The organism is Kitasatospora sp. NRRL B-11411, from assembly GCF_000721345.1.
GTDB lineage: Bacteria > Actinomycetota > Actinomycetes > Streptomycetales > Streptomycetaceae > Kitasatospora > Kitasatospora cineracea.
In genome coordinates this window covers 96,867-112,361 of record NZ_JOGH01000018.1, presented here as the reverse complement: position 1 = coordinate 112,361, position 15,495 = coordinate 96,867, and the positions used below count along the sequence as shown (strand labels likewise).

General features: G+C 71.0%; 8 protein-coding genes. 5 read left to right on the top strand and 3 right to left on the bottom strand.

Annotation, left to right across the window (positions count from 1 at the left end; genetic code table 11):
* Nucleotides 1-131 precede the first annotated feature (131 nt).
* Both IH44_RS0111965 and IH44_RS49365 read right to left on the bottom strand, forming a co-directional pair.
* A complete protein-coding gene (locus IH44_RS0111965; RefSeq protein WP_107066515.1) occupies nt 132-2,969 on the bottom strand; it encodes a TIM-barrel domain-containing protein in 2,838 nt (945 codons plus the stop codon).
* Nucleotides 2,966-5,269 carry a carbohydrate-binding protein gene (locus IH44_RS49365; RefSeq protein ID WP_157852278.1) on the bottom strand — a complete coding sequence of 768 codons (2,304 nt, stop codon included), beginning with the start codon at nt 5,267-5,269 and terminating at the stop codon, nt 2,966-2,968. Before IH44_RS49365 ends, IH44_RS0111965 begins: the two co-directional genes overlap by 4 nt.
* Before the next feature lie 262 nt (nt 5,270-5,531).
* Here IH44_RS49365 and IH44_RS0111955 point away from each other — a divergent pair, with 262 nt between their 5' ends.
* Nucleotides 5,532-6,743: an ROK family transcriptional regulator gene (locus IH44_RS0111955; RefSeq protein WP_198544980.1), complete on the top strand. Its 1,212-nt coding sequence runs from the start codon at nt 5,532-5,534 to the stop codon at nt 6,741-6,743.
* Nucleotides 6,744-6,816: 73 nt separating this feature from the next.
* On the opposite strand, the gene IH44_RS0111950 is transcribed toward IH44_RS0111955, so the two are convergent.
* Complete coding sequence (locus IH44_RS0111950) at nt 6,817-8,598, bottom strand: alpha-glucosidase (RefSeq protein WP_232794909.1); 1,782 nt, start codon at nt 8,596-8,598, stop codon at nt 6,817-6,819.
* A gap of 269 nt (nt 8,599-8,867) precedes the next feature.
* Here IH44_RS0111950 and IH44_RS0111945 point away from each other — a divergent pair, with 269 nt between their 5' ends.
* From IH44_RS0111945 to IH44_RS42680, 4 genes are all read left to right on the top strand, one after another.
* A complete protein-coding gene (locus IH44_RS0111945) occupies nt 8,868-10,163 on the top strand; it encodes an ABC transporter substrate-binding protein (RefSeq protein ID WP_035954774.1) in 1,296 nt (431 codons plus the stop codon).
* Between the two features lie 65 nt (nt 10,164-10,228).
* Nucleotides 10,229-11,128 carry a carbohydrate ABC transporter permease gene (locus IH44_RS0111940; RefSeq protein ID WP_030459459.1) on the top strand — a complete coding sequence of 300 codons (900 nt, stop codon included), beginning with the start codon at nt 10,229-10,231 and terminating at the stop codon, nt 11,126-11,128.
* Nucleotides 11,129-11,241: 113 nt separating this feature from the next.
* On the top strand, nt 11,242-12,027 hold the full coding sequence (locus IH44_RS0111935) for a carbohydrate ABC transporter permease (protein ID WP_051816802.1): 786 nt from the start codon (nt 11,242-11,244) through the stop codon (nt 12,025-12,027).
* Between the two features lie 404 nt (nt 12,028-12,431).
* Nucleotides 12,432-15,461 (top strand): ricin-type beta-trefoil lectin domain protein, encoded by a 3,030-nt coding sequence (locus IH44_RS42680; protein WP_051816790.1) that lies wholly within the window; start codon nt 12,432-12,434, stop codon nt 15,459-15,461.
* Nucleotides 15,462-15,495 lie beyond the last annotated feature (34 nt).

Genomic DNA, 15,495 nt, shown 5'->3' with positions numbered 1-15,495 from the left:
GGCTCGCAGAGATCATTTCGCTGAGAAAACCTCAGTCGGTGATGCTGCTCATTTCGGCTCTGACGGTGTGAATGCCGGTGCCCGGTCCGGACACGAGGGGTGTCCGGACCGGGGCTTTGAAGAGGCATCGGTTACTGGGGGGCGCTCCATTTCTGGCTGGTGCCGGAGTGGCAGTCCCACAGGTGCAGGCGGGTGCCGTTCGCGGTGGACTGCTGGTAGACGTCGAGGCAGCGGCCGGAGGCGGGGTTGCGGTACTGGCCGTCGGCGGTGCGCTCCCAGGTCTGGGAGGCGACGGGGAGGCAGTCCCAGAGGTGGGCGCGGGTGCCGTTGTCGGTGCCGCCGGCTTCGAGGTCGAGGCACTTGCCGAGGGCGTGCAGTTTGCCGCCGGTGAAGCTCCACTGCTGGGCGGGGACGGCGGCGCAGTCCCACAGTTGGACCGCGGTGCCGTTGGCGGTGTTGCCGTCGGAGACGTCGGCGCACTTGCCGCCGAGTCCGACGAGGTGGCCCTGGGGGCTGCCGGCGGCCTGGATGGTGCGGGCCTGTCCGGCGCGGACCTTTACGGCGGCGTAGGGGCCGTACTGGTCGGTGCCGGTGGTCCAGCCCTCGCCGTCGGCCGCTTCGAGGGCGGCGAGGTCGGGGTAGGCGGCGGGGGTGGCGCCGTCGACGGTGACGCCGGTGGCGTCCCAGCGGTTGATCTTGACGACGTTGTACTGGAGGGGTGAGGCGTAGGAGCCGGTGCGGGCGTCGGTGCGGACGGTCGCGGTGTCGGCGGTGCGCCCGGCGGTGACGTGCTGCTTGTAGTAGGTGCCGTTCCGGTAGGCGGTGGTGAGGCCGTCGTCGTCGTAGACGGTGAAGTCGGTGGCGGTGTCGGCGGGGAACACGTTCAGGTCGATCTGGGTGACGGGGGCCTGGCCGGTGTACTGCTGGACGGGCTGGGTGGCGACGATGCCGCCGCCCTTCACGAACAGCGGGATGTCCTGGAGGGTGTTCGGGTCGACGGGGTAGTCGATGGTGGTGGGGCCGGTCCAGGTGGTGCCGCGGGACCAGTCGGTCCAGGTGCCGGCGGGCAGGTAGACGCTCTTGCTGGTGGCGCCCATCTCGACGACGGGGGCGACGAGCAGCGAGTCGCCGAACATCCACTCGCTGGTGAGGTTCGCGGCGGCCGGGTCGTCGGGGTAGTCGTAGAAGAGCGGGCGGACCAGGCCGATGCCAGTCTCGTGGTTGGTGCGCTCGTTGGCGTACAGGTAGGGCATGAGCTGCATGCGCAGGTCGATCGCCTTGGTGGCGGCGGCCTGGGCGGTGGGGCCGTACAGCCAGGGCTGGCGCTTCTTGTCGAGGGTGCCGTGGACCCGGTAGACGGGGACGAAGGCGCCGAACTCCATCCAGCGGGCGTACGCCTCGTCGGTGGGGTCTCCGGTGAAGCCGCCGATGTCCATGCCCCAGCGGGTCTCGCCGATGTTGGCGGCGGTGAGCAGGCCGGTGCGCTGGTCGGCGAGGGTGCCGGAGTCGGAGGCGATGTCGCCGGACCACATGCCGTAGCCGTAGCGCTGGGCGCCGAGGTAGAAGTTGCGGTTGAGGGAGAAGACGCGCCGGTCGGAGGTGGCGCTCTGCCCCTCGTAGAGGGCGCGCTGCATGTCGGTGTGCTGGAGGCTGTCGAAGTCGGCTCCGTTGGCCTCGTCGGCTTCGTCGTTCCACCAGCCGGCGATGCCGGTGTCGGCGAGGTTCTTCGCGTGCTGCCAGTACCAGTCGCGGCACTTCTGCTGGGAGAAGTCGATGTCGTTGGCGAGGCGGCCGGAGAAGTACTCGGGGTAGTCGGCGCGTCCGGGGTAGAGGCAGCCGTTGTCGCGGGCCCACTGGCCCTGGGCGGTGGTGCCGCCGTCGGGTGCGCCGATGACGATGCGGGGCTTCATGATCCCCATCAGGTGGACGCCGCGGTCGGCCATGTCCCGGGCGAAGGCGCCGGAGGCGCCGTCGGGGTACTTGTCGGGTTGGACGTTGCCGGGCGCGGAGGTGGAGTTCCAGCGGAACTCGCCGTAGTCGTCCTCGCCCCAGGCCTTGAAGTCGAAGTCCATGGTGAACGCGTCGAGGGGGATCTGCCGGCTGCGGTAGCCGTCGACGATGCCCTTGACCTCGTCCTCGGTGCTGCCCCACTGGCTGTTGTTGAAGCCGAGGGCCCACTTGGGGGCCATGTCGGGCAGGCCGGAGATCTCCGCGACGGCGTTCATGACCTGCTTGGGCGGTCCGGCGATGGCGTAGTAGGAGACGTCGGTCTTGGAGACGCCGGTGAAGTCGAGGCCGGTGTCGGTGATGTCGAAGTCGCCGTCGACGGAGTCGACGAGGAGCCCGTAGTGGCTGGTGAACGTCAGGGGCGCGCCGCCGTCGCCCTGCTTCCCGGCGCTGACGTGGCCGCCGGAGTTGCGCTGCATCCCGTGGGCGAGGCTCTGCTTGGGGTCGTCCTCGGCGCTGGGGATCGGAGTGCCGGTGATGCCGTAGAAGTTCTGCCCGGGGCCGTGGGTGAAGTGCAGGGCGCCGGGTTCGACGCCGCCGGAGGCGGGTTCGGTGAGCAGCGGGGTGCCGGTGGAGTCGTAGACCGCCACCCGGGCGGGGTGCTTGGCGATCCGGACGCTGAGTTGGGAGGTGGTGATCACCATGGGGTCGGCGGCGGTGTCGATGCTCGTGGTGTTCGAGCCGGTCCACTGCTTGGCGGGGTCGATGACCGGGGTGTCGGGGCTGCCGGCGCCGCCGGGCCGGTAGTCGACCTTGACGGTGTCCGGGCGCAGGACGCGGACGACGAGTTGGTCGGTTCCGACGGAGACGGTGACGGTGTCGCCGGTGACGCTCACGCCGGTGACGTCGCCGAGGGAGGCGGCGTGGGCCTCCTGCGGGTGCGCGCCGAGGGTGAGGGCGGCGGCGAGGACCAGGGCGAGGGCGGCGGGTGGCACCTGCCGTCGTGCGGTGGCCGCTCTCATCCGCGGGTGACCGTGACGTCGTCGAGCTGCAGGGAGGTGCCCGGGCCGGCGTCGAGGTAGAAGCCGAGGTCGAGGGTGCCGGCGGCGTCGAGGGTGACCGTGCCGGTGACGTCCTGGTAGGCGGCGCCGAGCGTGATCGGGGAGGTGGTGGTCGGTGCGCCGCCGGGGGTGAGTTCCAGGCGGGCGGTGGTGACGGGGTTGCCGGCCAGGGACTGGAGCTTGGCCTTGGCGCGGACGGTGTAGGTGCCGGCGGGCAGGGAGAGCGTCTGGTGGGCGCTCTGCCGGACGGGCTGCGCCGGGTCGTAGAAGTACAGCTTGTACTGGCCGTCGGCGACGTCGTAGGAGTCGACGCCGTACTGCGGGCCGCTGTCGTGCCACTCGCTCCAGCCGGACAGGTCGCCGCTCTCGAAGCCGCCGTTGGCGACGGGGTTGCGGTTGTCGAGGGTGATGGAGTCCAGGTTGATCGCGCCGGTGTCGGCGGCGTCGCGGTGCACCGTCAGCAGGTTGACGCCCTGGGCGAGGGTGACCTGCTGGTGGCCGGTGGACCAGGTGTTCCAGTCGGCGGTGCCGGGCAGGGACGCCGTGCCGGCGGACTGCTGGGCGCCGGCGAGGTTCTGGGCGCTCCAGTGCACGGTGCTGGCGCCGCTGCCGGCCGCGTAGCGGATGCCGAGGTCGTAGCTGCCGGCCTTGGGGGCGTCGACGGCGAAGACGACGTTCGAGCCCGCGGAGGCGGCTTCGAGCTTGTCGACGAACCCGGTGCCGGAGTACCCGGCGTGGTTGTTGTCGAACTTGGCCCCGTCGCGCCAGGTGGCGACCTCGGCCTGGTAGGTGGTGGTGAACGCGTCGGCGGCGGGCTTGGTCGGCTTGATCCGGACCAGCTTGACGTCGTGCGGGGCGAGGGTGGCGGTCACCGAGGTGAGGTGGCCCAGGTCGGTGTGGGTCCACAGGTCGCGGGCGTCGCCGCCGTCGGCGAGTCCGGCTTCGGCGGAGAGGTCGAGGCTGAGCGTGCGGGTCCGGGTGTCGTCGCGGTTGAACAGGGCCACGACCCAGTCCCCGTCGGCGGTCTGGCCCATCCACCGCTCGGTGTCGCGGCTGCCGGTGGCCTCCTGGCCGGCGGTGGCGGGCTCGTAGGGGTCGGCGTTGCGGTAGACGGGCTTTCCGGTGAAGCCCTCCTGCTTGAGGGCCAGGATCTCGCGGTTCTGGTAGTAGGCGAGTTGGCCGTCGCCGGTGGTGTTCGTGTCGGCGACGGCGATGGGTGCGCCGGCCATGGTCAGCAGGGAGATCTCGGTGCGTTTTCCCGCGTCGCCGATCGGGGTGTCGGGGAAGGTGCTGAGCCGGGTGAAGTCGCCGTCGAGGGTCATCGCGCCGCGGCCGCCGACGTCGGAGAAGCCGGTGAAGCCCAGGAACTGGTTGGCCCACTGGCTCCAGCCGGGCTGCCAGGTCTGCCGACGTCCGCTGACGTGGTCCCAGCCGCCGCCGAAGACGTCCTCGTCGATGCGCATCAGGTCGCCGTACTTCACCTCGGTGGCAGCGTGGTCGTACAGGTTCGGCATGACCAGGCTGACCTCGAGGTCGGGTCCGGCGGCCTCCTCGATCCAGCGCAGCGCGGTGGCGTAGTTGTCGGCGCCGTGCGCGACGGACCCGGCGGGCGCGCCGACGGCGGTCGCGGACTCGTACCAGCTGAGGAAGTCGATGCGCAGGAACTTGACGCCGATGTTCTTGAAGTAGTTGACGTATCCCTGGACGTACTCCTTGGTGCCGGGCTTGGTGACGTCGGCCCAGTAGAGGGGCTTGTCCGGGTTGCCGAGGAAGCGGTCGCCGGGGTTGACGATGTCGGAGACCTTGAGGTCGGGTCGGCCGACGACGGTCTTGGCGGGGTCGGCGACGGCGGCGGGCGTCACCCACAGGGGGTTGTAGTAGACGCCCATGTCCAGGCCGGCGGCGTCGAGCTGGTTCTTGACGCCGCTCCAGGTCTTCGTCCAGGAGTCGTTGTACTTCAGGACGTAGCCGTGGGCGTCGGTCTGGGTGCCGCCCTCGATCCAGCCATCGGTGCTGGCCATGGTGTAGCCGTAGGGCTTCAGGTTGTGCGAGACCCAGGAGATGTCGGCGTCCCACTGCGACTCGGTCAGGGGCGAGTCGCTGGTGAACGGCTGCTCGTAGGCGATCCAGTACAGCGGGTGGGAGCTGGTGCCGGTGCGGGTGCTGGTGCTCTCCCGGGCCTGGGACGAGGCGGCGGGGACCAGCAGTGCGCTCGCGGCGAGGGCTGCCGCGAGCACGGCCTGGCCGATTCTTCGATGCATGGGTCGTTCTCCGTGGGGGGTGGGTGGCAGGGGAGTGGCGTTACTTGCTTGAAGTCAGAAATTAACGCCGCCCACATCGTGGCGACGGGCTCAGGTGAAGTCAAGGGTTGTGCGGTCGGGGCTCCCGTTCATTTTCTTGGCTATGTAAACTAACTGGGCGATGCCCGCCGTGTGCGGCGGACCGGTGCCAGACTGGTCCGCAGCCGCGTCGGCCGACGGCCGGGGGCGAGACATTGGAGGCAGGCCGACCGTGACCATCCAGATGCCCGCTGAACGACTGGTGCCCCGGCTGTGGGTGCCGGCCTCCGGGTCGGCCGCCGACCCGGCCGGGCAGCGCACCAAGGCGGACGTGTTCGCCGCGATCCTCACCGCGGGTCCGATGTCGCGGACCGAGGTGGCGCAGCAGCTGCGGCTGTCCCAGTCGACGGTCACCAAGATCGTCAACCCGCTGATGGACGCCGGGTACCTGGTCGAGGACAGCGCTGCGGCCGCCGAGGGGGCGGTCGGCAGGCCCCGGCGGATGCTGCAGGTGCGCACCGAGCTGCACCTGGTGGTGGGGGTGAAGATCGGCCCGTCGAAGGTGACCGCGGTGCTGACCGACCTGGGCGCGCAGGTCCTGGCGCGCTGGGAGCAGCCGTTGGCGGACCGGCGCATCGGGGCCGTGGTCGCGGCGACCGCGCAGGGCGTCCGGGAGCTGCTGGCGTCCGTGCCGGGCAGCGCGGAGCGGATGCTGGGCCTGGGCGTGGGGGTCAGCGGGCACGTGGACCCGGTCGCCGGCCTGTGCCGGTACTCGGCGCTGATGGGGTGGCACGACGAGGACGTGGCCGGTCCGCTCGCCGCCGCGACCGGCCTGCCGGTGGCGGTCGGCAACGACGTGAACACCCTGGTGGTGGCCGAGCAGTGGTTCGGCCACGGGCGGGACACCGAGTCGTTCGCGGTGGTCACCGTCGGCCCCGGCGTGGGGTGCGGGCTGCTGCTGGGTGGGCGGTTGCACCTGGGCCGCACCGGTCTGGCGGGGGAGTTCGGCCACATGCCGCTCGACCCGGCGGGGCCGGTGTGCAGCTGCGGGAACACCGGGTGCCTGGAGGCCTTGGTCTCCTACGGCGCGGTGCTGCGACGGCTGCGCGAGGCCGGCCTGGAGGGCTGCGACGACATCGACGAGGCCGTCGCGCTCGCCCGCTCCGGCCGCGGCCCCGACTCGAAGACGGCGCTCGCCGCGTTCGCCGCCGCGGGCGACGCGCTGGGCCGCGGGCTGGCGGGGCTGTGCAACCTGCTCAACCTGGAGAAGATCGTGCTGGCCGGCGAGGGCGCCGCGGTGCAGGACCTGTTCGGCCCGGCGATGGCCGCGGCCCTGCGGGAGCACGCGTTCTCCACCGCCGCCGCCGACTGCGAGGTGATCGTGGACGCCGTCACGGACGACCTCTGGGCGCGCGGCGCCGCCTGCCTGGTGATCCGCGACGCCGTCCAGTCGTGACGCCCGGGGCGGCCCGGCGCATGACGGTGCCCCGGACCGGACGGGAAGCCGCGGTCCGGGGCACCGGCCGTCCTCACGCCGAAGCGCGCCGCAGCACCACGCACTCCCAGGGCCGCAGGACGGGGAAGCCGCCCAGGTCGGGCCGGTCGGCGTAGTTGGCGACCAGGACGCGGGCCCCGCCCCACCCCTCCAGCACCGCGGCGGGCAGGGGGCGGGGGGCGCCGTCGAGGTTGGCGGCGACCAGGAGTGCGGTGCCGCCGAGGCCGCGGGTGAAGACGTACAGGTGCTCGTCCTCGGGCAGGAGCATGGTGAAGTCGCCGTGGACCACGGCCGGTTCGCCGTGGCGCAGGGCGATCAGGCGCCGGTAGTGGTGGAAGACGGAGGACGGGTCGGCGAGCTGGGCGGCGGCGTTGACGCGGAGGTGGTCGGGGTTGGCCGCGATCCAGGGCGTTCCGATGGTGAACCCGGCGCCGGGCGAGGCGTCCCACTGCATCGGGGTGCGCGCGTTGTCGCGGCCCATCCGCCGCAGCCCGTCGAGGACCCGCTCCGGGTCGGCGCCGGCCGCGACCGCGTGGGCGTAGTGGTTGAGGGACTCGATGTCGCGGAAGTCGTCGACGGCGGCGAAGGGCGCGTTGGCCATGCCCAACTCCTCGCCCTGGTAGACGTACGGGGTGCCGCGGTGCAGGTGCAGGACGGTGGCCAGCGCCTTCGCCGACAGCTCCCGGTGGCGGGGGCCGTCGTCGCCGAAGCGCGACACGGCGCGGGGCTGGTCGTGGTTGTTCCAGTACAGGCTGTTCCAGCCGGTCGTGGCCAGGCCCTCCTGCCAGCGGCCGAGGGAGCGCTTGAGCTCGCTCAGCCGCAGCGGGCGGGGGTCGAACTTGCCGCCGGGGCCGTGGTCGAGGCCGACGTGCTCGAACTGGAAGACCATGTCGACCTCGGCGCGGTCCGGGTCGGTGAACAGCCGGGCCTGGTCGACGTCCACCCCCGGCATCTCACCGACCGTCAGCAGCCGCCCCGGGTGCGCGGCGAACACCTCCCGGTGCATCTCCTGCAGGTACTCGTGGATCCGCGGGCCGCAGACGTAGAACGGCGAGCCGTCGCCGTGGGCGGCGCCGTCGGCGACCGCGCCGTCGGGGAAGCGCTGGTCCTTGGAGACCAGGTTGATCACGTCCATCCGGAAGCCGTCGACCCCGCGCTCCAGCCACCAGCGCATCATCGCGTACACGGCGTGGCGGACCCGCGGGTTCTCCCAGTTCAGATCGGGCTGCTTGCGGGAGAACAGGTGCAGGTAGTACTCGCCGCTCCCCTCGTCGAACTCCCAGGCGGGGCCGGAGAAGAACGAGCCCCAGTTGTTGGGCTCGGCCCCCGGCGTGCCGGGCACGCGGCCGGGGCGGGCGGGGCGCCACACGTACCAGTCGCGCTTGCCGCCGACGTTCGCGCGCGAGTCCCGGAACCAGGGGTGCTCGTCGGAGGTGTGGTTGACGACCAGGTCCATGACCAGCTTCATGCCCCGGCGGTGGACGCCGGCGAGGAGTTCGTCGAAGTCCGCCAGTGAGCCGAAGACCGGGTCGATGTCCTGGTAGTCGCTGATGTCGTAGCCGTTGTCGTCCTGCGGCGAGGGGTACACGGGCGACAGCCACAGCACGTCGACGCCCAGCTCGCGCAGGTAGTCGAGCCGGGAGGCGATGCCGCGCAGGTCGCCGATCCCGTCCCCGTCCGCGTCGGCGAAGCTGCGCGGGTACACCTGGTAGACGACCGCGGACTGCCACCACGGCGCGTCCTCCTGGCGGTCGGGCCGGCCTTCCTGCGGCGCGCGGGCCGACCGGTCGGGGATGCTGCGGACGTCGAGGGACACGGGGAACGACCTCTCGGGGAACGGGCGGCGGAGCTGCCGCAGGGATAATTACTTTTGTCGAGAAAGTTGCATCCTGTCAACGGCTGTATGCAGCCTGCGCTGCGGGTGGTCAGCGATGGAGGGCGCAAGTCTGCACTGTTACGGCATGGTGATGTTCAGGTTTCGATAGTTTCTTGACGCGAGAAAATGGCCGTGCCACGATCGGCGGGCACCGGATGAGTGAGCCCCTCCGCATCCGCCCCCCTTCGCCCGTCACCCGAGGACTCCCGATGAACCCCTCCCGCAGACGCGTCGCCCTCGCCGCGCTCGCCCTCTCCCTCACCCTTCCGCTCACCGCCTGCGGCAGCGGCTCCGACAGCGCCTCCGGCGGCAACACGCTGCGGGTCTGGCACTACGAGGAGCAGGACGGTGCCCTGAGCAACGCCTGGGACGCGGCCATCGAGAAGTTCAAGCAGACCCACCCCGGGGTGAAGATCGAGTTCGAGCGCAAGACCTTCGACCAGATCCAGCAGAGCGCCGGCATGATCCTGAACTCCGACAAGGCACCCGACGTCATGGAGTACAACAAGGGCAACGCCACCGCTGGCCTGCTGTCCAAGCAGGGACTGCTGACCGACCTGACCCAGGTCGCCAAGGACCGCGGCTGGACCTCGAAGATCAGTGAGAGCGCCTCGGTGCCCGCCCGCTACAACGCCAAGGGCGAGATGGGCGGCGACAAGTGGTACGGGATCCCGAACTACGGCGAGTTCGTCCTCTCCTACTACAACAAGGACATGTTCACCAAGTACGGCGTGAGCATCCCGACCGACATGGCGAGCTTCGAGGACGCCCTCGCCAAGTTCAAGGCCGCCGGCATCACCCCGCTGGCCAACGCGGGCAACGACCACCCGGCCTCGCACTGGCTCTACCTGCTGGCCCTGTCCAAGGCCGACAAGAAGTGGGTCCAGGACTACCAGACCTTCTCCGGCCCGATCGACTTCCACGGCCCGGAGTGGACCTACGCCGTCAACACCTACAAGGACTGGCTCGACAAGGGCTACTTCGACAAGGACGACGTCAGCCTCAAGGGCGCCGACATGACCGAGCAGTTCGTCTCGGGCAAGCGCCCCATCCTGGTCGGCGGCAACTGGTGGTTCGGCGGCTTCAAGACCGACATCAAGGACTTCGACTGGACCACCGCGAACTTCCCCGGCAGCAAGATCACCCTCGGCTCCAGCGGCAACCTCTGGGTCGTCCCGCAGCACTCCAAGAACAAGAAGCTCGCCGAGGACTTCATCGACATCACGATGTCCCCGGAGATCCAGGCCCTGATCGGCAACAACGGCAACGTCCCGATCGCCGCGCAGCCCGACGCCATCACCGACCCCAAGTCCCGTGAGCTCGTGGGCGAGTTCGACCAGCTCCAGAAGAGCGACGGCCTCGGCTACTACCCCGACTGGCCGGCCGCCGGGTACTTCGACGTCCTCGTCTCCGCGACCCAGAACCTCATGAACGGCGCCGACACCAAGTCCGTCCTGGACCAGATCGCCGCCCCGTACGAGAAGCAGGCCGCCTCCCGGCACTGACCCCGCCGGACGACACGGGGGCGCCGACCGCGGGTACGGCCGGCGCCCCGCCCCAAGGAGCACCGATGGACACCAAACCCCGCTCGCGGTCCGCGGGCTACGCGCTCTACCTCGCGCCCGGCCTGCTGCTGTGCCTGCTCTTCCTGGTCGTCCCGCTGCTGATGACCTTCGGCTACAGCCTCACCAGCTGGCAGGGCATCGGGAACCCGACATGGACCGGCCTGGACAACTACACTCGCCTGTTCTCCGACGCCGACTTCTGGGCGTCCTTCCGCAACATCTTCTTCCTCATCTTCGGCATGGCCGTCGTCCCCACGATGCTCGGCCTGCTGATCGCCGCCGTCCTGTTCGACTACATCGGCAAGAAGCACGGCGACCGCCTCGTCAACGCCTTCCGCTCCGGCCTCTACCTGCCCCAGGTCATCCCGGTCGCCGTCACCGGCCTCATGTGGGGCTGGATCCTCGCCCCCCGCGGCACCCTCAACTCGCTGCTGGCCAAGGCGGGCCTCGACGGCCTCGCGCAGAACTGGCTCGGCAACCCCGACCTGGCCCTGTGGGTCGTCCTGTTCGTCCTGATCTGGATGCAGCTCGGCTACCCGCTGGTGCTGTTCCTGTCCGGCCTGCAGCGCATCGACCCGGAGCTGTACGAGGCGGCCGAACTCGACGGCGCCTCCTGGTGGCAGCGCTTCACCCGGATCACCGTCCCACTGCTGCGACCCGAGGTCTACGTGGTGCTGGTGACCACCACCATCGCCGGCCTGAAGGTCTTCGCCCAGATCTACGTCCTGACCGGCGGCGGCCCCGGGAACTCCACCCTGGTCCCCTCCTACTTCGCCTACCAGAACTTCTTCGAGCGCGCCGACGTCGGCTACGGCTCGGCGATCTCCAGCACCATGTCGCTGCTGGTCCTGATCATCGCCGGAGCCTTCCTCACCCGCCAGGCCCGCGAGGACGGACGAGCATGAGCACCGACACCCGCACCGCGCCGCCCGCCCGCACCGGCGCCAAGTCCCCGCAGCCGGGCGCCCGTTCCGCCGCCGGCCGCCGCACCCCGCTGTCCTGGGCCGTCACCCTGGGGATGGGCGTCTTCGTCACCGCCTTCCTCGCCCCGTTCCTCGTCATCGTCCTCAACTCCTTCAAGACGTCCGCGGACTACCGCAAGAACGGCCCGCTCAGCTGGCCGGAGTCCTGGAACTGGGGCGTCCTCGGCGACGTGTGGCAGCGGGTCGACTTCACCCAGAAGCTCACCAACAGCCTCACCACCAGTCTCGGCGTCGTCGTCGTGGCCGTCGCGCTCGCCCTGTTCAACGCCTACGCCATCGGCATCGGCCGCGTCCGCTGGCGCACCCCCCTGCTGGTGTTCTTCCTCGGCGTCAACGTCCTGCCGCAGGAAGGGCTCGTCTATCCGGTCTACTACCTCTTCAAGCAGTTCGGCCTCTACGACGACAAGCTCGGCTACACCCTGCTCGTCGGCATCGTCTACAGCGCCTTCGGCACCTACCTGCTGACCTCCGTCTTCAGCGGCTTCCCCCGCGAACTGATCGAGGCCGCCTCCCTCGACGGCGCCGGGCGGTGGACCATCCTGTGGCGGATCGTGCTGCCCATGAGCTGGCCCACCCTCTCGGTCATGTGCGTGTTCTTCTTCGTCTGGAGCTGGAACGAGTTCCTCTACCCCGTCGTCCTGCTCATCTCCAACGACAACCAGACCGTGCCACTCGGACTGTCCGCCATGCAGGGCCAGTTCACCAGCGACCCCACCGCGCTCAGCGCCGCCGCACTCCTCGGCATCCTCCCCATGGTGGTCTTCTTCTTCGCCTTCCAGCGGACCCTCACCCGCGGCATGGCGGCCGGAGCCGTCAAGTAGGAACCCGGCTCGCACCGGCGGATCCCACCCCCGCAGCAGCGTCAGAGGCGCCACCGCCTCACCCCCCCGCGTCACCACCCTCATCGAGAGCTCCCGCCCCGAGGCACCCCGCTGCCCGGGGCGGTGCAGCCGCGGCACCGGCCCCACATCGGCCGGGCCATGGCGAATCCCCCCGTTCGCGCATCTCTCACGAGAGGGCCACCGCTCCGATGGACCGACACCTCCCACCCCGGCCCGCCCCCAGACCTGACCGACCGCGGCACACACCCCCACGAACCCCCCGACAGCCGTGGGCCCGCCTCGCGCTGGCACTCGTCGTCGGCTGCCTGACCGCCAACCTGGCGACGACACCGGCCCCCGCCGCCGCCGACACCGGGACCGGGACCGGCAGCAGCGACGGATGGGTGCTCAGCACCACCGACACCACGACCGACTACGCCCCGGCCTTCGTCGGCAACGGCTACCTCGCCTCCCGGGTCCCCGCCGCCGGAGCCGGCTACAGCGACGGCAAGGTCCCCGTCCAGTCGGTGCTGGCCGGCCTGTACGCCCGGCCGGACGGGCAGCGGGAGCTGCGCTCGGGCCTGCCGACCTGGACCGCGCTCGGGTTCGGCCGCGACGACGGCAACGGCGGCGTGTACGGCGTACCGGCGGACCAGTCCTGCTCGTTCGGCCAGCTGTGCCCGGCCCGGTACGGGCAGCTCTCCGACGGGGCCCTGGTCGAGACCTCGCACGGCGGCTCCACCACCGGCGGCTACCTCGCCGGCCTGAACACCGGCGGCACGCCGACGGTCGGCGCCCGGGACCTGATCCCGGTCCTGGACGCCCCGGGCGGACCCGCGCAGTTGGCGGTGCGCTACTCGAACGGCAGCGGCAGCCCGCAGACGGTCCACCTCGTGGTGAACGGAGAGTCCCAGCAGCTCGACGTGCCCACCACCCCCGACTGGGACAGCTGGGCGGTGCTGACGGTGCCGGTGGCCCTGAACGCCGGATCGAACACCGTCGAGGTCACCGTCGCCCAGGGCGACACGGCGAGGGTGAACGTCGACTACGTCTGCGCCTACCCGGCGGACGGCCGACTCCCGGCCCAGGCAAGCCCCGCGGGCAGCGGCACCACCGGCAACTACCGGCAGAGCCTGGACCTCCGGACCGGGCTGCTGACGACCTCGTTCGACTGGACCTCGCCCGGCGGCGACAGCACCACCTTCACCTACGAGGTCAACGCCAACCGGGCCGACGCGCACCTGGGCACCGTGACCGTCCGGGCGGTGCCGCACTGGAGCGGGACGGCCACCGTCGTCGACGAGTTCGACGGCCGCAGCCTGAGCGACGCCTCCGTCAACGGCGCGCAGGTCGACGGCGCGAACGCCACCCTGTCGGAGAACGTGGTCACTTCCGGGAACCTGGTGACCGCCGCCCTGAACTCGGTGCTGCGGGTGAACGGCGCCACGGTACCCTCCGTACCGGTCACCGGGACGGGCAACGGTACGGCCGGGCAGCGCGCCAGCTTCCCGGTGACCGCCGGCCGGACCTACGAGGTCACCAAGTTCGTCGGCGCGGCCTCCAGCGTCGACACCGACCGCCCGCTCGCCGACGCGAGCCCGCAGCAGGCCGCCGCGGACGCCGCGTCCGCCGGCGCCGCCCGCGGCTACCGGCCGGCGCTCGACGCCAACGCCGCCGCCTGGTCGGACCTCTGGCGCTCGACCGTCTCGGTCCCCGGCGACCCGGCGATGACCGCGCAGATCCGTGCCTCGATGTTCTACCTGCTGGCCAGCGTCCGCTCCGACGTCACCTGGAGCACCGCCCCGGGCGGCCTGTCCGACACCAGCTACGGCGGCCACGTCTTCTGGGACATGGAGACCTGGATGTACCCGGCGCTGCTCGCCCAGCACCCCGACATCGCCGAGGCCGCCAACACCTACCGGCAGAAGCTCCTGCCCCGGGCCGAGGCCAACGCGGCGGCCCTGTCCACCCCTTCCCACCCGATCAAGGGCGCCAAGTTCCCCTGGGAGAGCGCCCTCACCGGCGACGACGCGACCCCGCTGAGCAGCAGCACCGGGCCGATGGAGATCCACATCAACTCCGACATCGCGCTGGCCCAGTGGCAGTACTACCAGGCCACCGGTGACACCGCCTGGCTGCGGGACAAGGCGTGGCCCGTCCTGAAGGGCATCGCCGACTACTGGGCCACCCGGGCCGTGCCCGACGCCGATGGCGGCTACCACATCAACAACGTGATCCCCCCGGACGAGTACAACGGAGGCGAAACCGGCATCGACGACAGCGCGTACACCAACGCCAGTGCGCAGGAGGCGCTGCGGATCGCCGTCCGGGCCGCCGGCCTCACCGGCCGGAGCGCCGACCCGGCCTGGACCACGGTCGCCGACGGCCTCACGACCCCGATGGACACCGCGAACAACCGCCATCTCGAATTCCGCGGCTACAGCGGCCAGACCATCAAGCAGGCCGACGTGACGATGCTGCAGTACCCCTGGGCCGTACCGATGTCCGCCGACACGGCGCAGAACGACCTCGACTACTACAGCCAGCAGACCGACGCCAACGGCCCGTCGATGACCGACGCCATCGCCACCATCGACGCCGCCGCCCTCGGCTCACCCGGTTGCACGGCCTACAACCACCTCCGCGACAGCGTCGACCCCTTCCTCGGCGCACCCTTCGACCAGTTCCACGAAGCCCGCACCGGCGGGACGTTCACCTTCGTCACCGGCAGTGGCGGCTACCTGCAGCAGTTCCTGTACGGCTTCACCGGCCTGCGCTGGGGCACCGACGCCGTCACCATCGACCCGTTCCTGCCCGCCCAACTGCCCGGCGACGACGTGACCGGGCTGAAGTGGCACGGCAGCACCTTCGACGTCTCCGTCGGCCAGCAGGACACCACCGTCACCGTCCGATCGGGCCCGGCCCTGTCCGTCCGCGACCGCAGCGGGGCCGTCCACCAGGTCACCGCCGGAAGCACCCTGCACCTGCCCACCCGGCACCCGGCCGCCACCACCGGCCCCACCGGCTGCACGGACCGCACCCCGACCGGGCCGATCACCGGAGCCGCCAGCGCCCGCTGCGCCGACCTCCCCGACGCCGACGACGCGGACTGGACCCAGGTCCAGCTCTACGACTGCAACAACACGCCGGCACAGACCTGGACGCTGCCGGGCGACCACACTGTCCGGGCCATGGGCAAGTGCCTCGACGTTCGCTTCGACGCCGACGCCAACGGCACGCCGGTACAGCTGTACACCTGCAACGGCACACTGGCCCAGCAGTGGACCTACGACCCCGACACCAGCCAGCTGAAGTCCCACGGCAAGTGCCTCGACGCGGCCGGCGCCGAAACCGGCAACGGCACCCGGCTCCAGCTCTGGGACTGCGCCACCGGAGCCGGCCAGCAGCAGTGGAAGATCCCCACCGCGAGCTGAACAACTCGCGGCACACCCTGCACAGCACACCCGC